General features: G+C 66.1%; 11 protein-coding genes and 3 pseudogenes. 2 read left to right on the top strand and 12 right to left on the bottom strand.

Annotation, left to right across the window (positions count from 1 at the left end; translation table 11 throughout):
* Positions 1-121: 121 nt before the first annotated feature.
* The 4 genes and pseudogenes from HMPREF3115_RS12520 to HMPREF3115_RS12505 form a co-directional block, all read right to left on the bottom strand.
* Positions 122-646: pseudogene (locus HMPREF3115_RS12520) on the bottom strand (fimbrial protein).
* A 754-nt stretch (positions 647-1,400) separates the two neighbouring features.
* Positions 1,401-2,864, bottom strand: coding sequence for an efflux transporter outer membrane subunit (locus HMPREF3115_RS12515; protein ID WP_070554597.1), 1,464 nt, complete (start codon positions 2,862-2,864; stop codon positions 1,401-1,403).
* Positions 2,861-5,998 (bottom strand): multidrug efflux RND transporter permease subunit, encoded by a 3,138-nt coding sequence (locus HMPREF3115_RS12510; RefSeq protein WP_070554595.1) that lies wholly within the window; start codon positions 5,996-5,998, stop codon positions 2,861-2,863. The genes HMPREF3115_RS12515 and HMPREF3115_RS12510 overlap by 4 nt, the downstream gene beginning before the upstream one ends.
* Positions 5,999-6,013: 15 nt before the next feature.
* On the bottom strand, positions 6,014-7,207 hold the full coding sequence (locus HMPREF3115_RS12505) for a MexX/AxyX family multidrug efflux RND transporter periplasmic adaptor subunit (RefSeq protein WP_070554593.1): 1,194 nt from the start codon (positions 7,205-7,207) through the stop codon (positions 6,014-6,016).
* Between the two features lie 150 nt (positions 7,208-7,357).
* On the opposite strand from HMPREF3115_RS12505, the pseudogene HMPREF3115_RS12500 reads away from it, so the two are divergent.
* Together HMPREF3115_RS12500 and HMPREF3115_RS12495 are read left to right on the top strand one after the other, a co-directional pair.
* A pseudogene (locus tag HMPREF3115_RS12500) lies at positions 7,358-8,004 on the top strand (TetR family transcriptional regulator).
* Positions 8,005-8,321: 317 nt separating this feature from the next.
* A complete protein-coding gene (locus tag HMPREF3115_RS12495) occupies positions 8,322-9,560 on the top strand; it encodes a M23 family metallopeptidase (RefSeq protein ID WP_070554591.1) in 1,239 nt (412 codons plus the stop codon).
* Here the strand turns inward: HMPREF3115_RS12495 and HMPREF3115_RS12490 are convergent.
* The 8 genes and pseudogenes from HMPREF3115_RS12490 to HMPREF3115_RS12455 all read right to left on the bottom strand — a co-directional run.
* Entirely contained in the window at positions 9,545-10,297 is a 753-nt protein-coding gene (locus tag HMPREF3115_RS12490; protein WP_070554590.1) for an amino acid ABC transporter permease, read from the bottom strand. The two genes, HMPREF3115_RS12495 and HMPREF3115_RS12490, sit on opposite strands and share 16 nt — an antisense overlap.
* Before the next feature lie 2 nt (positions 10,298-10,299).
* Complete coding sequence (locus HMPREF3115_RS12485) at positions 10,300-11,022, bottom strand: amino acid ABC transporter permease (protein WP_006400124.1); 723 nt, start codon at positions 11,020-11,022, stop codon at positions 10,300-10,302.
* A gap of 112 nt (positions 11,023-11,134) precedes the next feature.
* The gene (locus HMPREF3115_RS12480; protein WP_035488234.1) at positions 11,135-11,950 is read right to left on the bottom strand and encodes an ABC transporter substrate-binding protein; all 816 of its coding nucleotides are present in this window, start codon (positions 11,948-11,950) and stop codon (positions 11,135-11,137) included.
* A 440-nt stretch (positions 11,951-12,390) separates the two neighbouring features.
* Positions 12,391-13,695 carry an MFS family transporter gene (locus HMPREF3115_RS12475; protein ID WP_006400128.1) on the bottom strand — a complete coding sequence of 435 codons (1,305 nt, stop codon included), beginning with the start codon at positions 13,693-13,695 and terminating at the stop codon, positions 12,391-12,393.
* A 232-nt stretch (positions 13,696-13,927) separates the two neighbouring features.
* A complete protein-coding gene (locus HMPREF3115_RS12470) occupies positions 13,928-15,601 on the bottom strand; it encodes a SpoVR family protein (RefSeq protein WP_053297273.1) in 1,674 nt (557 codons plus the stop codon).
* Positions 15,598-16,866, bottom strand: a complete 1,269-nt coding sequence (locus HMPREF3115_RS12465; protein WP_006400132.1) for a YeaH/YhbH family protein — start codon at positions 16,864-16,866, stop codon at positions 15,598-15,600. The genes HMPREF3115_RS12470 and HMPREF3115_RS12465 overlap by 4 nt, the downstream gene beginning before the upstream one ends.
* A 125-nt stretch (positions 16,867-16,991) precedes the next feature.
* Positions 16,992-18,914 (bottom strand): PrkA family serine protein kinase, encoded by a 1,923-nt coding sequence (locus HMPREF3115_RS12460; protein ID WP_006400134.1) that lies wholly within the window; start codon positions 18,912-18,914, stop codon positions 16,992-16,994.
* Positions 18,915-19,482: 568 nt separating this feature from the next.
* Positions 19,483-19,733 (bottom strand): annotated as a pseudogene (locus HMPREF3115_RS12455) (hypothetical protein); the annotation flags it as partial.

Here is a 19,733-nt window from a genome sequence, read left to right as displayed (position 1 = left end):
GGAGACGCAAAGGAGGGAATGTCTGATTCGCACGCGGCGCTACGGGAAAGTCGTGGGACGAAGGGAAATGGGCGCAATGCGGGAGGAGCGATGCGCACATCGCGTCCTCCCGAACCGGCGCTTACTGGTAGCGGACCGTGAAGTTCGCGACGCCGTCGGCCGTGCCGGGCTTCACGTCGGCCGCGACCGCTTCGTACATCGCCGCGAAGCGTGCGATGTTGGTGCCGTTCTGCAGCACGGTCGGCGCCTTCTGCTCGACGCCGTTGTCGAGGTATTCGCCCGACGCGCTCTGCAGGCGGATGCCGACGTTCTACGCGGAGCCGATCGTCGCGAACAGCTTCGGCTGGCCGGCGCTCGACGTGCCCGTGAACGTGAAGAACGCGTTCTGCGCGACGCTCGTGTCGCAGTCGGTCAGCTTGATGTCGAAGTTGGTCGCGGTCGACTTGTCGCCGGCCTGCTTGAACACGTTGGTCGGCACCTTGCCGAGGTTCACGGTCTGGTTGTCCGAACCCGAATCGATGCCGCATGCACCGGCGACGATCTCGCCGGTGAAGTTGATCGTGCCGGTGCCGCTGTTTGCGCCCGCAGCGAAAGCGGACGTGGACAGAACGGCGAGTGCGGCGGCGGTCAGGAGGGTTTTTTTCATGGCGTTTCCGTATGAATTGCAAATGGAAATAACGACGTGGCGGACGCATTCGGTAGCGTATGGTCGGCTCCCGTCCGTCACGAGGCGGCATTATCGAGATAAGTTTGAAAGAACTCTGTAAAGCATTGTTAAATCAAACCTGACAATGTTCGATTCAACGAATGCGAATTGCGTCATTTCGTCGCAATTCTCCGCTTTCCAGAATCGATATTCCGGACACGCAAAGCGAGCGAAAGCGTTTGATGATTAAAGACAATTCGCGACACGAAGCGGCGCCGCCCCGCTCCGGCTTGTCTGCATTGGGTTTCTCGCGGCCCTGCCGCGAAAGGACAAGATCCTGTCACGCGCCGCCATCGTTGTCCGGCCGCAACGAAACGCGATCCGTATTTTCAACTGAGAGGAAATAACGCCATATTGGCTCGAAGGCGAATTAATCACGCAAACGATTGCGCGATTCGATTTAACGTTTTACGACAGCATGTCGACCTTATTATTCAGCGCATGCCGTAATTAATCGCTCCGTCAATTCGTCCTGAATATTTGCCATTTCCGCCATATCCGTCTCGTCGAAATAAGATTCGAATGGCGGATCAAATGGAAGAAAAAAGCGACGCAGATGGCCGCTCGCACGCGGGGCCGGTTGCAGCATGCAATCGGACGCTCGCCTGCCGAGCGGCCGGCGGACGAAAAAAACGCCGCTGTCGCACGAAGCGGCAACGGCGCGCGATTGTCGACGCGACGACGCGTCAGCGCGTCACGCGTCGTCGGCGGCCGCGCCGGGCGTCCAGCCGCCGCCGAGCGCGCGATACAGCGCGATCGCGTTCGCGAGCCGCAGCTGCCTGAGCCGGATCAGCTCCTGTCCGGATTCGTAGGTGCTGCGCTGCGCGTCGAGCAGTTCGAGATAGGTCGCGACGCCGCCCGCGTAACGACGTTCCGCGAGCTTCAGTCGCGCGTCGTCGGCCGCGTGCACGTCGCGCTGCGCGGCCAGCTGGCGCTCGATCCAGTCGCGTGCCGTGAAGGCGTCCGCGACCTCGCGGAACGCGACCTGCACGGTCTTTTCGTACTCAGCGACCGCGATGTGCCGCCGCGCGTTCGCGACGTCGAGATTCGCGCGATTGCGGCCGCCGGCAAAAATCGGCAGCGTGATGCGCGGCGCGAAGTTCCAGACGCTCGTGCCGGCTGCGAACAGGCTCGAAAACGCGTCGCTGACCGAGCCGTAATCGGTCGTCAGCGCGATGCGCGGGAAAAACGCGGCGCGCGCGGCGCCGATCTGCGCGTGCGCCGCCTTGAGCCGCGACTCGGCCTGCCGGATGTCGGGACGCCGCTCGAGCAGATCGCTCGGCGCACCGGGTGCGACCGGCGCGATCGTCAGCGCGTCGAGCGCCGTATCGTCATCGCGCACGTCGCGCGCGAAATCGCCGGCAAGCAGTTGCAGCGCGCGCACGGCCTGCGCGTGCTCGCGCTGCAGCGCCGCGTGCGATGCGCGCGCGGCCGCGACCAGCATCTCGGCCGAACGCAGTTCGATCGCATCGCTCGTGCCGGCCGCATAGCGGCGTTGCGTGAGCGCGGCGATCCGTTCGCGCGCGTCGAGCGTGCGCTCGGCGAGCGCGCGCTGTTCGTTCAGCGCGCGTTCCGCGACGTAGGCATTCGCGACTTCGGCGATCACGCCGATGCGGACCGTGCGCTGCGCGTCGGCCGTCGCGAAGTACTCGGCCAGCGCCGCATCCGACAGATTGCGCACGCGCCCGAACAGATCGAGTTCGTATGCGCTGATGCCGACACCCGCGCGATACAGCCCGCTCACCGCGCTCTCGCGCAGGACCGGATCGTATTGCCGCGTGCGTTCGTAACCGGTGCTCGCGTCGATCGACGGCATCCGTTCCGCACGCTGCACGCCATACATCGCGCGCGCCTCGTCGAGCCGGCCGGCCGCGATCCGCAGATCGCGATTGTTCGCGAGCGCCGCGTCAATCCACGCGTGCAGCGCCGGCGCGGTGAAATAGCTGCGCCAGTCGTCGAGCAGCGCCGCATCGGCGCCCGGCACGGAAGCCGACGGCGCGTCGTGCGTAGCGTCGGCGCCGTTCGTATACGCGGACGGCACCGGCGCAGCCGGACGCTCGTAGCGCGGCGCGAGCGAACAGCCGGCCAGCACGAGCGCGGCAGCCAGCGCGAACGGCGCGCGCCGCGCGGTGCGGCGCCAATCGGAGCGATGCCTCATCGCGAACCCTCCACGTTGACCGCCGGCGCGCTGCCGCGTCGGCGCGTGCCGAAGCCGAACAGCCGGCCGACGACCACGAAGAACAGCGGCACGAGAAACACCGCGAGCACGGTTGCGGCGATCACGCCGCCGAGCACGCCGGTGCCGATCGCCGTCTGCGCGCCCGATGCGGCGCCCGACGCGAACGCGAGCGGCAGCACGCCGACGCCGAATGCAAGCGACGTCATCACGATCGGCCGCAGCCGCAGCCGTGCGGCCTCGAGCGCCGCCTCCGCGAGCGACATACGCTGCGCGAGCAGATCCTTCGCGACTTCGACGATCAGGATCGCGTTCTTCGCGGACAGCCCGATCGTCGCGATCAGCCCGACCTTGAAATAGATGTCGTTCGGCATCGCGCGCAGCGTGACGCCGAGCACCGCACCGATCACGCCGAGCGGCACGACGAGCATCACCGCGAGCGGGATCGACCAGCTCTCGTAGAGCGCGGCGAGCGCGAGGAACACGACGAGCACCGACAACGCGAACAGCAGCGGCGCCTGTGCGCCCGACAGCCGCTCCTCGAACGATTGCCCCGACCACGCATGGCCGATGCCGGCGGGCAGCGTCGCGGCGATCCGTTCGATCGCGGCCATCGCTTCGCCGCTGCTGTGGCCGGGCGCGGCCGAGCCGTTGATCGTAAACGACGGATAGCCGTTGTAGCGCGTGAGCTGCGGCGGCCCGAGCGTCCAGTGCAGCGTCGCGAACGCGGCGAGCGGCACCATCTCGCCGCGCGCGTTGCGCACGCGCAGCTTCTTCACGTCGTCCGGATCGAGCCGGTGCTGCCCGTCGGCCTGCACGATCACGCGGCGCACCTGCGTGCCGTGCATGAAGTCGCCGATATAGTCGGAGCCGAACATCACCGCGAGCGTCGTATTGATCTCGTCCATCGACACGCCGAGCGCCGACGCCTTCGCGCGATCGATGTCGAGCTTCAGCTGCGGCGCGTCCTGCGTGCCCGCGAACATCAAATCGGTCAGCGCCGCGTCCTTGGCGCCGGCCGCGAGCAGCTGCTCGCGCGCGGCGCTGAACGCGGCGTAGTCGAGCCCGCCGCGGTTCTGCATCCGGAAGTCGAAGCCGCCCGTCGAACCGAGATCGGGCAGCGCCGGCGAATTCATCGCGAACACGGTCGTGTTCGGCGTGCCTGCGAAACGCTCGTTGACGCGCGCGACGATCGCCTGCACGTGATCGCGCGCAGCCTGGCGCGCGTTCCAGTTCTTCAGCGTGACGAAGATCATCCCGCCGTTCGGCCCTTCGCCGTACAGGTTGAAGCCGCCGAGCGCGAACGTATACGCGGCCGGCTCCTCGCGGCGGAGATACGATTCGACTTCGCGCACGCTCTGCATCGTCTCCGCGAGCGGCGTGCCCTGCGGACGGATCACCATCACCATGAAGTTGCCCTGATCCTCGTCGGGCAAGAACGCACTCGGCAGACGCGTGAGCATCAGCGCGGCCACGGCCGTCAGCACGCCGTACACGACGAGCCAGCGCAGCGGCTTGTTCAGCATCGCGCCGACGCGCGTCGCGTAGCGCTGCGTCGAGCGCGCGACGAAGCGGTTGAACCAGCCGAAGAAGCCGCGCTTGTCGTGATGGCCGTCGTCGACGGGCTTGAGCAGCGTCGCGCAGAGTGCGGGCGTCAGCGACAGCGCGAGGAACGCAGAAAACGCGATCGACACCGCGAGCGACAGCGCGAACTGACGATAGATGTTGCCGACCGCGCCGCCGAAGAACGCCATCGGCACGAACACCGACGTCAAGACGACCGTGATCCCGACGATCGCGCCGCTGATCTGTTTCATCGCCTTGACCGTCGCGTCGTACGGCGCGAGCCGCTCCTCGACCATCAGCCGCTCGACGTTCTCGACGACGACGATCGCATCGTCGACGAGGATGCCGATCGCGAGCACCATCCCGAACATCGTCAGCACGTTGATCGAGAACCCGGCCGCATACATCGCGCCGAACGTGCCCGCGAGCGCGACCGGCACGACGAGCGTCGGTATCAGCGTCGCGCGCAGGTTCTGCATGAACAGGAACATCACGAGGAACACCAGCACGCCCGCCTCGATCAGCGTCGTGACGACCTTGTTCATCGACACGCGCACGAACGACGAGGTCTCGTACGGAATCTGATACTTCACGCCCGGCGGGAAATAGGCGGACAGCTCGTCCATCGCCGCGCGGATCCGCTTCTCGGTGGCGACCGCATTCGAACCCGGCGCGAGCTTGATACCCATGCCGACCGCGACCTTGCCGTTCACGTACGACGGATAGTTGTAGTCGCTGCCGCCGAACTCGATGCGCGCGACGTCGCGCAAATACAGCGCGGCGCCGTCGGCCTGCGAGCGCAGTGCGATCGCGCCGAAATCGGCCGGCGTTTTCAGCGGCGCGTCGGCGAACACGGTCGCCGCGATCGGCGCGCTGTCGGGCACGGCACTGCGGCCGATGTCGCCGACCGTCACGCGCGCGTTGTGCGCGCGCACCGCCGCCGCGATATCGGACGCGGTCAGCCCGTGACCGGCGAGCTTCACCGGGTCCGGCCAGATCCGCATCGCGTACTCGGCACCCCAGAACTGCACGCGGCCGACGCCGTCGACGCGGCGCAGCGCCTGCACGACGTTCGCCGACGCGTATTCGCCGAGCTGCACACCGGTCATGCGGCCGTCGTCCGAGGTCAGCGACACGACGAGCTGGATGTTGTCGGCCGCCTTCTCGACCTGGATGCCGTCGCGCCGCACGGGCTCCGGCAGCCGCGCCTCGACGCTCTTCAGCCGGTTCTGCACCTCGACGGCTGCGAGATCGGCGTTGACGCCCTGCCGGAACGTCAGATACAGCGACGCCATGCCCGCGCTGCTCGTCGCCGACGTATACAGCAGGCCCGGCGCGCCGTTCATCTCGCGCTCGATCAGCGCGGTCACCGATTCCTCGACGACCTGCGCGGACGCACCCGGATACGTCGCATAGATGCTGACGACGGGCGGCGCGATGTCCGGATATTGCGCGACGGGCAGCGCGCGAATCGCGAAGGCGCCGCCCAGCATGATGAAAAGTGCGATCACCCACGCGAATACGGGGCGATCGATGAAGAAACGTGCCATGGTCAGCGCTACCGGTCAGGTTTGACGGCCGAGCGCGCCGGAGGCCGCCGCACCCGGCGCCGCATGCGCGGGCCGTGCGTCGACGGGCTTCACGACAGTGCCGGGGGCGAACTGCGCGGCGTTGTCGACGATCACGCGCTCGCCGCCGTTCAACCCGCGCGTGATGCGCCAGTCGCGGCCGCTCATCCGGTCCGCGACGACTTCGACGTCCTTCACGCTGCCCGCCGCATCGACGACGCGCACCGACGTGCGTTCGGCCGTACGCAGCAGCGCGTCGCGCGGCACGAGCAGCGCGCGGTGGTCGACCGCCGCATCGAGCGCGATCCGCACGTACGCGCCCGGCAACAGTTCGCGCTCGGGATTCGGGAACAGCGCGCGCATCGCGACGGTATCGGTGGTCGGATCGACCGCGAGATCGCTGAACAGCAGCTTGCCCTTCAGCGGATACGGCGTGCCGTCGGCGCGCAGCAGCGTCACCGCGACGTCCTGCTGCGCGATGCCGGTCGCGCGCCCGCTTTTCACGGCGCGCCGCAGCGCCTCGACGTCGGCGGCCGGCTGCGAGAAATTCACGTAGATCGGATCGAGCTGCTCGACGGTGGTGAGCGGCGTCGCTTCGCCCTGCCCGACGAGCGCGCCTTCGGTCACGAGCGCGCGCCGCGCCCGGCCGGAAATCGGCGCGGTCACGTTCGCGTAGTCGAGCTGCAGCTGCGCACGCGCGAGTTCGGCCTTCGCCGACGCGACTTCCGCCTTGGCCTGCGTGTCCGCCGCGACGGCCTCCGTGTAGTCGCGCTCGCTGACGGCGTGATCGCGCACGAGATCGGCATAGCGCCGCCGCTTGTCGGCGGCCGCGGCCGCCGCGGCCTGTGCCTTGGCAAGCGCGCCCTGCGCCGCATCGCGTGCCGCCTTCAACGGCGCGGGATCGATGCGAAACAGCACGGCGCCCTGCTTCACTTCCTGGCCTTCGTCGTACGTGCGTGCCGTGACGATGCCGGCGACGCGCGCGCGAACTTCCGCGCGTCGATACGCATCGAGCCGGCCCGGCAGCTCGACGGTCATCGGCACCGCGACCGGACGCACCGTCACGACGGTCGCCTTCTGCACGGCCGCCGGCTCGGCATCCGGTTTGCCCTTTCCGCAGCCGGCCGCGGCCACGGCGACGGCCAGCGCGAGCGGCGTCAGCCGGCACGACAGCGAGCGTTTGTCATTCATCTGGGACCTCGGATCGTGCGCCGCCGATACAATGCGGCGGCTCAGGGTCGCCGATTATAATCAGTCACGACTGATTAAATACAGCGATCCTCCGTCCAATCGTCAGACTGTCTCAATAAAGCGACAGCGTAATGTAAGGAAACTCGATACATGGCTCGCAAGACCCGGGAAGAATCGCTCGCCATCAAGCACCGGATCCTCGATGCCGCCGAGCTTGTGCTGCTCGACAAGGGCGTCGCGCAAACCGCGATGGCGGACCTTGCCGAGGCCGCCGGCATGTCGCGCGGCGCCGTGTACGGCCACTACCGCAACAAGATGGAGGTGTGCCTCGCGATGTGCGACCGCGCGTTCGCGCGCACGTCCGAGGGCTTCGAGGCCGGCGACGGGCTGCCGGCGTTCGCGACGCTGCGGCACGCCGCCTCGCACTATCTGCGCCAGTGCGGCGAGCCCGGTTCGATGCAGCGCGTGCTCGTGATCCTCTATACGAAGTGCGAGCAGAGCGACGAGAACGCGGCGCTGCTGCGCCGCCGGATGCTGCTCGAACTGCAGACGCTGCGGATCACGAAGGCGCTGCTGCGCCGCGCGATCGAGGCGGGCGAACTGGCGTGGCGGCCGTCTATCTCGTCTCGCTGCTCGAAGGCGTGTTCGCGTCGATGATCTGGACGAACCGGCTGCGCGGTAGCTTGTGGAACGACGCGGAGGCGATGCTCGATGCGGGTTTCGACGCGGTGCGGACATCGGCCGCGCTGCGCCGTCCCGCACACAAATTGCCGAAGCCAGCGAAACGATCGCAATAAATGCCGATTTAACCCGATTTACCGCAGTGCGAAACGAGTGAGTCGACCCTCTTTAAAATTTTTAACATCTTCCGGAACATCGGTAGACTCGCGCTGTCAGCTTTCTTTAGCGTCTTCGTGATAACCGGGTTCGACCCGGCATGCACGCCGCCGTTCGAAGCGGGTTTGCCCGCGCGTTGGGTCGAACGGAAACGACACAGGCCCCTGGCGGGGCCTGTTTTGTTGCACGCCCGCCGCCCGCCCCGTCGCCGTTCGACGGATGAGCCGCCGGCGGTCCCGCCCACACCCCCGTGAACCGCTTTTCTGGATGTGGACCCTTGCTCAAGTTTGCCGCAACTCGTGATGCTTCCGCGCCCGGCCGCGCGCAGCGCTTCGTGCGCGCGCTGGTGCCCGCCGCGGTGCTCGGCGCGCTCGCCGCGCTCGGGCTGGCCGCCGCACTGCCGGCCGTCTCGCAACGGCCCAGCCCCGTCGACGCCGACACGGTCGTGCTGCCGCAGCGCGTGCTGTCCGACACGCCGTTCCCCACCGCACAACATTTCGTGACGAGCGAACTCGCCCGCACGATCGGCGAGCGCAGCGCGCAGCCCGGCTTGTTCGCGCCGCTCAGCGCGCACCGCAACGACATGCTGGGCTACGCGAACCTGTTTACGCTCGCGCCGCCCGAGCCGCTGCACGGCATGCGCGCGGGCACGATCGAGCTGTCGCTCGCCGATACGCTGAACCGCATCGACGTACCGCCCGAAGTCCGGATCCAGCTCGGCGATCTCGTCAGCGGCAAGGTCGCGATGCACGCGAGCGCGAAGCGCGGCGACTATTACCGCGTCGCGTTCGATACGCGCGGCGAAGCGCCGCGGCTCACCGCGCTCGAGCTGCGCGTCGCGGGCCGCACGTTCGGCGCGATCTGGTTCCGCGCGCCGGGCGCCGAGCACGGCGCGTACTACACGCTCGACGGCGCGCCGCTCGAAGCGGCCGCGTTCACGATGCCGGTGAAGTGGACGCGCATCAGCTCGTTCTTCGGCGAGCGCATTCATCCGCTGTCGCAGGCGATGGCGTTCCATACGGGCGTCGACCTCGCCGCGCCGTCCGGCACGCCGGTCGCGGCCGCCGCCGACGGCGTCGTGTCGTTCGTCGGCACCGATCCGGGCGGCTACGGTCATTACGTGATCGTCGATCATGCCGACGGCTATTCGACGTACTACGCGCACCTGTCCGCGTTCGCGCGCGGGCTCAAGGTCGGCGAAGTCGTCAAGCAGGGTCAGCGCATCGGCTCGGTCGGCATGACCGGCGCGGCGACGGGTCCGCACCTGCATTTCGAGGTGCGCGTCGCGAACGAGCCGGTCGATCCGCTCGTCACGCTCGCGAGCGCGCAGACGGCGCTATCCGACATGCAACTGACCGCGTTCCGGCAGGAAGCCGCCGAATGGCGTTTCCGTCTCGCATCGATCAGCACCGCGCCGTTCGCGTTCGTGCAGAACGACGGCCCGCTGTGGGGCGACTTCGCGATCGACAAATCGACGCTGCGCGCCGTGTTCGACACGCACTACGCGGCGTCCTGATCGGCGGCGATACGCGGCGCGCGCGGCGTGCACGCCGCGGCGTCGCATGCGCGGCCCCGTTCGCGCGGGGCGCGCGACAGCAACCAGCGCGCGGCGCCGTCGAGCGACGCGCAGATGATGAGGTAGATCGCGGCGACGAACAGGAAGATCGGCGCCGGATACACCATCAGCCGGTTGTTCACCTGCGTCGCGACGAACGACAGTTCCGGCACGCCGACGATATACGCGAGCGACGTGTCCTTCACGAGCGCGACCCACTGGTTCACGAACGACGGCGTCATGATGCGCACAGCCTGCGGCAACAGCACGTGGCGCACGGTCTGCCAGCGCGTGAGCCCGAGCGACAGCCCCGCTTGCCACTGGCCGGCGCCCGCCGCGACGATCCCCGCATGCACGGCGTGCGCGAGATACGCGCCGCCGACGAGCGCGAGTGCACACACGACGCTCGCGAGCCCCGGCACGTCGGTATGCAGCAGGATCGGCATCAGGAAATACGTCCAGAAGATCAGCATCAGCACGGGAATCGCGCGGAAGAAGCCGATGAACGCGAGCAGTAGTACGCGTGCCGGCCCGCGCGCGAGCGCCATCGCGACGCCGAGCCCCACGCCCAGCGCCGCCGACGCGACGGCCGACGCGATCGCGAGCACCAGCGACAACGCGGCCCCGCCGAGCGGGCCGTCCGGGAACGCGCCGACCAGCAGGTACGGGAGATTGGAGAACAGCAGCGAGAAATCCATCGTCAACGCCCTGCCCCGAGCCGGTCGCGCCATTGCGTAGCCGCGTACGCGCCGGCCTCGATCGCGGCCACCGCCGCGACATACAGCACGGTCGCCACGCCGAACGCGGCGAAGGTCTTGAACGTCTCCGTCTCGACCTGCCGCGACGCATACGACAGCTCGGCGACGCCGATCGCCATCGCGAGCGACGAGTTCTTCACGAGATTCATGTATTGGCCGAACAGCGGCGGCAGCGCGATACGCACGGCCTGCGGCAGCACCACGTAGCGCAGCGACTGCAGCGGCGTAAGCCCGAGCGCCGCGGCCGCGTCGTGCTGTGCACGGCGCACGCCGCGCAGCCCGGCTTCGCATTCCTCGGCGACGAACGCGGCCGTATAGGCGCTCAGCCCGACCCAGCCCGCGACGAATTCGAATGACGGCCATGCGAGCGTGAGCGGCCCCATGCCGAGTTCGTGGCGTGCGTTCAGCCACGCCGTCCAGGTGTCGGGCAGCAGCGACGCGACGCCGAAATACCAGAACAGCAACTGCACGAGCAGCGGCGTGTTGCGAAACGCGACGACATAACCGGCGGCCAGCGCGCGGAGCCCGCTCGCGCGAGCATGCCGCGCGACGGCGAGCAGCAGCCCGCCGACGGTTGCGGCGAGCGCCGACGCGGCGGCGAGACCGAGCGTCAGCAGGAAGCCGTGCCAGAGCCAGAACAGATATTTGGGCGCCAAGCCGAGCATGATGCGACGGTGCGGGCGCGCAGCGCGCGCCACGAAGAAAGAAGCAGAAAACGCCGCGATCCGTGCGCGCCGGCCCAGCCGGCGGCCGATCGCGGTGCGCGGGGTGTGCGGCTCAGGTCTTGTCGCCGATGCGGAAGATGCGCGCGAGCGGCGTTTTCGTCGTCGGCCCGAACCACGCGTCGTAAATCTGCGCCGCGCGGCCGTTCGCCTCGAGCCCCTTCAGCGTGTCGTTCACGAAGCCGAGCAACCGCGTTTCGCCCTTCGGCACGCCAACGCCCATGTAGTCGTTCGAGATCGTAAACGGCGGGATCTCGTAGTTCTGCTTGTCCGGCACGTTCGCGAGCAGCCCGATCAGCTTCGGGCCGTCCTGCGTGATCGCCTGCACGTTGCCGGCGCGCAGCGCGGCGAACGCGAACGGCGTGTCGTCGTACGCGACGATCGTCGCCTTCGGGAATTTCTCGCGCAGTGTGATTTCGTTCGTCGTGCCCTTGTCGGCGCCGATGCGCAGTCCGTTCAGCTGGTCCGCCGACTTCAGCACGCCCTTCTTCGCGAGAAACTGCTGTCCCGACGAGAAGTACGGGATGCTGAAATCGACCTGCTTCGCGCGCTCTTCGGTGATCGTGAAGTTCGCGAGCACGAGGTCGACCTTGCCGGAGGTCAGGAACGGAATGCGGTTCGCGGGGTTCGTCGGCTGAAGCTGCAGCTTCACGCCGAGCTTGTCGGCGAGCGCCTTCGCGTAGTCGACGTCGAGGCCGACGATGCGGTTCGTCTTCGCGTCGACATAGCCGAACGGCGGGTTGCTGTCGAACGTCGCGACGCGCAGCACACCGGCCTTTTTGATGTCGTCGAGGCGATCGGCCTGCGCGGCGGTTCCTGCGGCGATGAGTGCGACCGCGACGAGCGCCTTGGCGAGCGTGTGGATTTTCATGAGCACGACCTGTGTTGTTGTGAGGCCGCCGCGGATTGCGCGGCGGCCGGTTCGACGGATTTCACGGCCTTGTCGTGCCGCGAAGCCGCTAACGTAGCAGCGCGTGCGGCGAATTCGAACCAACAAATGGTGCTTTGCTCTTCGGGTTTCGTGATGAGTGCGGCGCACGTCGCGCCGCGGACAAAAAAACGCCCGCTGCATGCAGCGGGCGTGAATCCCAGTCAAGGAGGTGTCACACGAACTACGGAATCAGGGTAAGGAAATCGCACGACGGCGGCAACGAATCGATTCGGATATCGTTATCGCGCGCGCCGCGAAGCGCTTGCGTACGCGCATGCGAACGCGGCGAGCGCGCAAAAAAACGCCCCGCCGCAATGGCGGGGCGCTGCCGGTATCGCGGCCGGTCGCGACGGGCGCGCAGGCCCGCTGCGCGGTGCCGATCACGGCTCGTGACGCAGATACCCTTCCTTGCTCGGATCGCGCATCCGCCACGACACGATCAGCGAGATCGCGCACAGCGCGGTCACGTACCAGTAGAACGTCTCCTCGCTGCCGATCGACTTGAACCACAGCGCGACGTATTCCGCCGAGCCGCCGAAGATCGCGTTCGCGACCGCATACGACAGGCCGACGCCCATCGCGCGCACTTCGGGCGGGAACATCTCGGCCTTGATCAGGCCGCTGATCGACGTGTAGAAGCTGACGATCGCGAGCGCGACCGTGATCAGCACGAACGCGGCGACCGGGCTCGTCACGCCCTTGAGCGCATGCATCAACGGCACGGTACCGATCACGGCGAGCGAGCCGAACAGGATCATCGACATGCGTCGGCCGATCTTGTCCGACAGCGCGCCGAACAGCGGCTGCATCAGCATGTAGACGAGCAGCGCGACGGTCATCACGTTGCTGGCCGTCTTCGCATGCATGCCGGCCGTGTTCACGAGGTACTTCTGCATGTAGGTCGTGAACGTGTAGAAGATCAGCGAGCCGCCGGCCGTGAAGCCGACCACCGTGAAGAACGCGCCCTTGTGCTCCCAGACGCCGCGGATCGTGCCCGCGTCCTTCTTGTCGCGCGACTCGCTCGTCGACGTTTCGTCGAGCGACTTGCGCAGATAGAGCGAGATCAGCGCGGCCGCCGCACCGACGACGAACGGAATGCGCCAGCCCCACGCCTTCAGTTCGTCGTGCGACAGCGTCTGCTGCAGGATCACGAGCACGAGCAGCGCGCACAGCTGGCCGCCGATCAGCGTCACGTACTGGAACGACGCGAAGAAACCGCGCCGCCCCTTCAGCGCGACCTCGCTCATGTACGTCGCGCTCGTCCCGTATTCGCCGCCGACCGACAGCCCCTGGAACAGGCGCGCGACGAGCAGCAGCGCCGGCGCGAGCGCGCCGATCTGCGCGTAGGTCGGCAGCACGGCGATCACGAGCGAGCCGCCGCACATCATCAGCACGGAGATCATCATCGCGGTGCGGCGGCCGTGGCGGTCGGCGATGCGGCCGAACAGCCAGCCGCCGATCGGACGCATCAGGAAGCCGGCCGCGAACACGCCGGCCGTGTTCAGCAGCTGCGTCGTCGTGTTGCCGCTCGGGAAGAACGCGGGCGCAAAGTACAGCGCGCAGAACGAATAGATGTAGAAGTCGAACCACTCGACGAGGTTGCCCGACGAGGCGCCGACGATCGCGAACACGCGCCGCCGGGTATCGTGCGCGGACAGCGCGGCTTGGTCGGTCTGGACGTCCATGGGTTGGTCTGTTCCTTATAGTGCTTGCAGAGAGAGGCGGCCGGGGTGCCGCCGCGTGCGGTCGCCGTGGCACCGGTTCCGGGTGCACGGGCTACGCGATTTTAGCGAAATGTAAAGTAACAGGCTTTCCGGGTTCGTCCCGATGTAGAAAATTTTTCTCGCGTCATGCACGCGTCATATGAAAACGCCAGCCCGAAGGCTGGCGTGCGATGCAAACAAGGCTGGCAGCCGATCAGAGCCGCACCTCCGGCGGCGTATAGCGGCACTCGTAGCGCTTGCGCACGGTGCCGGCCTCGTCGACGCTCTCCAGGTACACGTCGAACTGCCACAGCCGCGCCATGTGCTTGAGCACCTCGTCGCTGTCGTTCGACAGGTGGCGGTTGTCGGTCATGAAGTGGCGCAGCGTCAGGCTGCGGTCGCCGCGCGTGTTCACGGCCCAGACCTGGATGTTCGGCTCGCGATGGTGAATGTCGTACTGGCGCGACAGCGCCTGCCGCACGTACTGGTAGCCGGAATCGTCGTGGATCGCGGACACCTCGAGCGCGTCGCGCATGTCGTCGTCGAGCACCGAGAACAGCCGCATCTCGCGGATCAGATGCGGCGACAGGTACTGCGCGATGAAGCTCTCGTCCTTGAAGTTGCGCATCGCGTAGTGCATCGCGGGCAGCCACGGCGTGCCGGCGATTTCCGGGAACCACTTGTAGTCCTCTTCCGTCGGCGATTCGCAGATGCGCCGGATGTCGCTCATCATCGAGAAGCCGAGCGCGTACGGGTTGATCCCGCTGTAGTAAGGCTTCGTGACGGGCGGCTGATAGACGACGTTGCTATGCGAATGCAGGAACTCCATCATGAAGCCGTCTTCGAGCTTGCCCTGGTTGTAGAGCGTATTGAGCAGCGTGTAATGCCAGAACGTCGCCCAGCCTTCGTTCATGACCTGCGTCTGCCGCTGCGGATAGAAATACTGGCCGATCTTGCGCACGATGCGGATCACCTCGCGCTCCCACGGCTCGAGCAGCGGCGCGTTCTTTTCCGCGAAGTACAGCAGGTTTTCCTGCGGCTCGGGCGGATAGCGCTCCTCCTGCTCTTCGGCCAGCTCGGGCTTCTTGCCCGGCAGCGTGCGCCAGAGCTCGTTGACCTGCGACTGCAGATACGCCTCGCGTTCGCGCCGCAGCGCGGCTTCCTTCGCGAGCGACGGTTTCTGCGGACGCTTGTAGCGATCGACGCCGTAATTCATCAGCGCATGGCACGAGTCGAGCAGTTCCTCGACGCGATCGAGCCCGTAGCGCTCCTCGCATTCGGCGACGTAGTTCTTCGCATAGACGAGATAGTCGATGATCGCGTGCGCGTCGGTCCACAGCCGGAACAGGTAATTGCCCTTGAAGAACGAGTTGTGGCCGTACGCCGCGTGCGCGATCACGAGCGCCTGCATCGTCATCGTGTTCTCTTCCATCAGATACGCGATGCACGGATTCGAATTGATGACGATTTCGTACGCGAGCCCCATCTGGCCGCGACGGTAGCTCTTCTCGGTCGCGAGAAAGTGCTTGCCGAACGACCAGTGGCGATAGTTGACGGGCATCCCGACCGACGCGTACGCGTCCATCATCTGCTCGGCGCTGATCAGCTCGAGCTGGATCGGGTAGATATCGAGTTCGTACTGCTCGGCGACTTGCGCGATGTGCGTGTCATATTCCTCGAGCAGTTCGAACGTCCAGTCGGACGGGCACGGCAGCGGCTTGCGTTCGGCCACGTTCATACGCGCTTCCTTTTGCCCGGCAGCGGGCAAGTCGGCGGCCGGCGCGGCGCCGGCAGCGCCGCGTTGCTGCGATGCGGCACGGCCGGTGTCGTCGCCGGCAGGACGCGGCTCGTAGCCGCGCGACTCGTTGTGCAGGTGGCGGGTCGTCATGACATTTCCACCTGCTTTTCGAACAATTCGCGAAAGACCGGGTAGATGTCGGCAGCCGATTCGACTTTCTTCATCGCCAGATGCGGCTGCGACAGCGCCAGCTGCGCGTACTCGAGCCACAGATTCTGCTCTTCCGGCGCGACCTGGATGTACGCGAAGTAACGCGTCTTCGTGAGAATATCCTCTTCCAGGATTTTGCGACACTTCGGCGAATCGTCAGTCCAGTTGTCGCCGTCGGACGCCTGCGCGCCGTAGATGTTCCACTCCGTGGGCGAGTAGCGCTCGTTCATCACCTTGCGCATCAGCTCGAGCGCGCTCGACACGACCGTGCCGCCGCTTTCGGTCGAATGGAAGAACGTATCCTCGTCGACTTCCTCCGCGCGCGTATGGTGACGGATGAAGACGACTTCGATGCGCTCGTAATTGCGCTTCAGGAACAGGTACAGCAGGATGAAGAAGCGCTTCGCGAGATCCTTGCGCTGCTCGTCCATCGAACCCGACACGTCCATCAGGCAGAACATCACGGCCTGGCTCGACGGCTGCGGCTGCTTCACGCGATTGATGTAGCGCAGGTCGAACGGATCGATGAACGGAATCCGCCAGATGCGCCCTTTCAGATGATGAATCTCTGCTTCGAGCGTCGCGATTTCCGCGCGGCGATCCTCGGGGTCGCTCTTCAGCGCTTCGAGCTGCGCTTCCAGTTCGCGCAGCTCGTTGACGAGCGGCGAGCCGAGCGCGATGCGCCGGCCGAGCGCGCTGCGCAGCGAGCGCACGACGTCGATGTTGTTCGGCGTGCCTTCCGCCGACCAGCCCGCGCGCACGTTCTTCCAGCTCGGCACCGTCAGCAGATGCGTCTTCACGAGCCGCGGCAGTTCGAGATCGTCGAAGAAATACTGCATGAATTCGTCGCGCGACAGCTCGAACACGAAGTCGTCCTGCCCTTCGCCCTCGTTGCTCGCCTGGCTGCCGCCGCCGCCCGCGCCGCCCTGCGGACGCGGGATCTTGTCGCCGCGTACGTAGTCTTCGTTGCCGGGATGCACGTACTCGCGACGCCCGCCCGGCCCGTGGCGAAACGTCGGTTCCGCGATGTCCTTGCGCGGAATCGTGATGCTTTGCGTGCTCTGGATGTCCTTGATGCTACGATCGCGCACCGCGTCGGAAACGGCGCGACGAATGTAGTTCTTGACGCGACGCAGAAAGCGTTCGCGATTGGCAATGCTCTTGTTCTTGCCGGCCAGCCTGCGGTCGATGATTTGATGAAGCACTCCCGGTCTCCCGCTCGAATGTCGATATGCCGGGACGCTCGCCGCACATGCCGTCTGCCGTCATGCGGGCGGCGTCTCTGAGGTTGCCCGTGCGGACCGTCCGCACGGGCGCCGTACCGCGCGCGTCATGACGACTTGCGCACGCGCAGGTACCAGTCGCAAAGCAGCCTCACCTGCTTCGGCGTATAGCCCTTCGCGACCATCCGGTTCACAAAGTCTTCATGCTTGCGTTGCTCCTCGGCCGAGCCCTTCGCATTGAACGAAATGACCGGCAACAGTTCCTCGGTATTCGAGAACATCTTCTTCTCGATCACGACGCGTAGCTTCTCGTAGCTCGTCCACACCGGATTCTTGCCGCCGTTCGCGGCACGCGCACGCAGCACGAAGTTCACGATTTCGTTGCGGAAATCCTTCGGATTGCTGATGCCGGCCGGCTTCTCGATCTTCTCGAGCTCCGCGTTCAAGGCGGCGCGGTCGAAGCTTTCGCCCGTGTCGTGATCGCGGAATTCCTGATCCTGGATCCAGAAGTCGGCGTACGTGACGTAGCGATCGAAGATGTTTTGCCCGTACTCCGAATACGATTCGAGATACGCCGTCTGGATCTCCTTGCCGATGAACTCCGCATAGCGCGACGCGAGCACGTCCTTCACGAACGACAGATACTTCTGCTCGGTTTCCGGCGGGAACTGCTCGCGCTCGATCTGCTGTTCGAGCACATACATCAGGTGCACGGGGTTCGCCGCGACCTCGCTCGAATCGAAGTTGAACACGCGCGACAGGATCTTGAACGCGAAGCGCGTCGACACGCCCGTCATCCCTTCGTCGACGCCCGCATAGTCGCGATACTCCTGATACGACTTCGCCTTCGGATCGGTGTCCTTCAGGTTCTCGCCGTCGTACACCTGCATCTTCGAGAACAGGCTCGAGTTCTCCGGCTCGTGCAGCCGCGACAGCACCGAGAACTGCGACATCATCTTCAGCGTGCCCGGTGCGCATACGGCCTCGGCAAGCGACGAGTTGCGGATCAGCTTCTCGTAGATCTTCACTTCCTCGGACACGCGCAGGCAGTACGGCACCTTCACGACGAAGATCCGGTCGAGCAGCGCCTCGTTGTTGCGGTTGTTGCGGAACGCCTTCCACTCCGACTCGTTCGAGTGCGCAAGGATGATGCCGTCGAACGGAATCGCGCCGAAGCCCTCGGTGCCCTTGAAGTTGCCTTCCTGCGTGGCAGTCAGCAGCGGGTGCAGCACCTTGATCGGCGCCTTGAACATTTCGACGAATTCGAGCAGCCCCTGGTTCGCGAGGCACAGCCCGCCCGAATAGCTGTAGGCGTCGGCATCGTCCTGCGCGTACTGCTCGAGCTTGCGGATGTCGACCTTGCCGACGAGCGAGGAGATGTCCTGATTGTTCTCGTCGCCCGGCTCCGTCTTCGCGATGCCGATCTGCCGAAGGATCGACGGATAGCGGCGCACGACGCGGAACTGGCGGATGTCGCCGTTGTACTCGTGCAGCCGCTTGACGGCCCACGGGCTCAGGATGCTCTTCAGATAGCGGCGCGGAATGCCGTACTGCTCCTCGAGGATCGGGCCGTCTTCGTCGTAGTCGAACAGCCCGAGCGGCGATTCGTTGACGGGCGACCCCTTCAGCGCATAGAACGGCACGCGCTCCATCAGTTGCTTCAGACGCTCGGCGATCGACGACTTGCCGCCGCCGACCGGGCCGAGGAGGTAGAGGATCTGCTTCTTCTCTTCGAGCCCTTGCGCAGCGTGGCGGAAGTACGCCACCACCTGCTCGATCACTTCCTCCATCCCGTAGAACTCGCGGAACGCAGGATAGACCTTGATGACCTTGTTCGCAAAGATCCGCGACAGGCGCGGGTCGTTGCGGGTATCGATGTGTTCTGGTTCCCCGATTGCAGCCAGCATGCGTTCGCCGGCCGTAGCGTACGCCGATGGATCGTTCTTGCAGAGCGCGAGGTACTCCTCAAGCGAGAACTCTTCTTCTCGCGTTTTTTCGAAGCGGTTCGCGAAGCTGCTGTAAATATCCATGCTACCTCCCTCGCCTATGTCTGAAGACGTGCCTGCCTTCTATGACTGCGCAGAAGCAAGCGCGTTCGAATTCATCCTAAACCCTTTCTTATTTTTTTTCACGAACTCGTTGTATGAAGTTCGACATTCTCCACAACACCGCCCGCACAGCGCATTTCGACGCTTTACAATCGATGTTCCGAGCCGCAGAAACTGCATCCGCAGCGTCTCGTCGAGCAACGAAACATCTCGTCCATCGGACGCTTCCGTCGTCGCCGCTTCCCCTCTTCATCCCTAGACGTTCGAGCAGCCGTTTGCGACGACACGTTTGCCACGCCGTTACAAATTTTCTTCGAACAGCCCTTACGGAGATACCCGTACGACCGGTGCGTCATCGAGGAGCACGATGCGCGCCCGGGCGCGGCGCGGCCCGCGCATCGCGCGCGCGTGACGATGCGTTGCACGTCGAGATGCGCGGCGGATCGGCACGCAGGCCGTTACGCATCGTGTCGAGCGCGGAAACGACGACGCCCGCAGGCTGCGGGCGTCGGGCGTGAGCAAATGGGGATAGATGATGCGCGCGTTCGACTCAGAACGTCTCCCAATCGTCGGCGCCGGCCGTTGCGAGCTGCGGCGCCGCGGCAGCCGCCTTGCGTGCGGGCGCCGGCGCAGCCGCGCGCTGCGAGGGTGCATCGCGCTCGTCGCGAGCGGCAGCCGGTGCGGAAGACGCCGGGCGCACGACGGCCGACGCGGCCTGTGCGGGCGACGTGCTCGGCATGCTCGACATGCTCGACGCGGTAGTCGCACGCGGCGCGCGGCGCGCCGCATCGGCTGCGCCTG

Origin of the sequence: Burkholderia sp. HMSC10F09, from assembly GCF_001806955.1 — a bacterium.
Lineage (GTDB): Bacteria > Pseudomonadota > Gammaproteobacteria > Burkholderiales > Burkholderiaceae > Burkholderia > Burkholderia multivorans.
The sequence above is the reverse complement of the archived record's forward strand: the minus strand, read 5'-3'. Positions and strand labels throughout refer to the sequence as shown.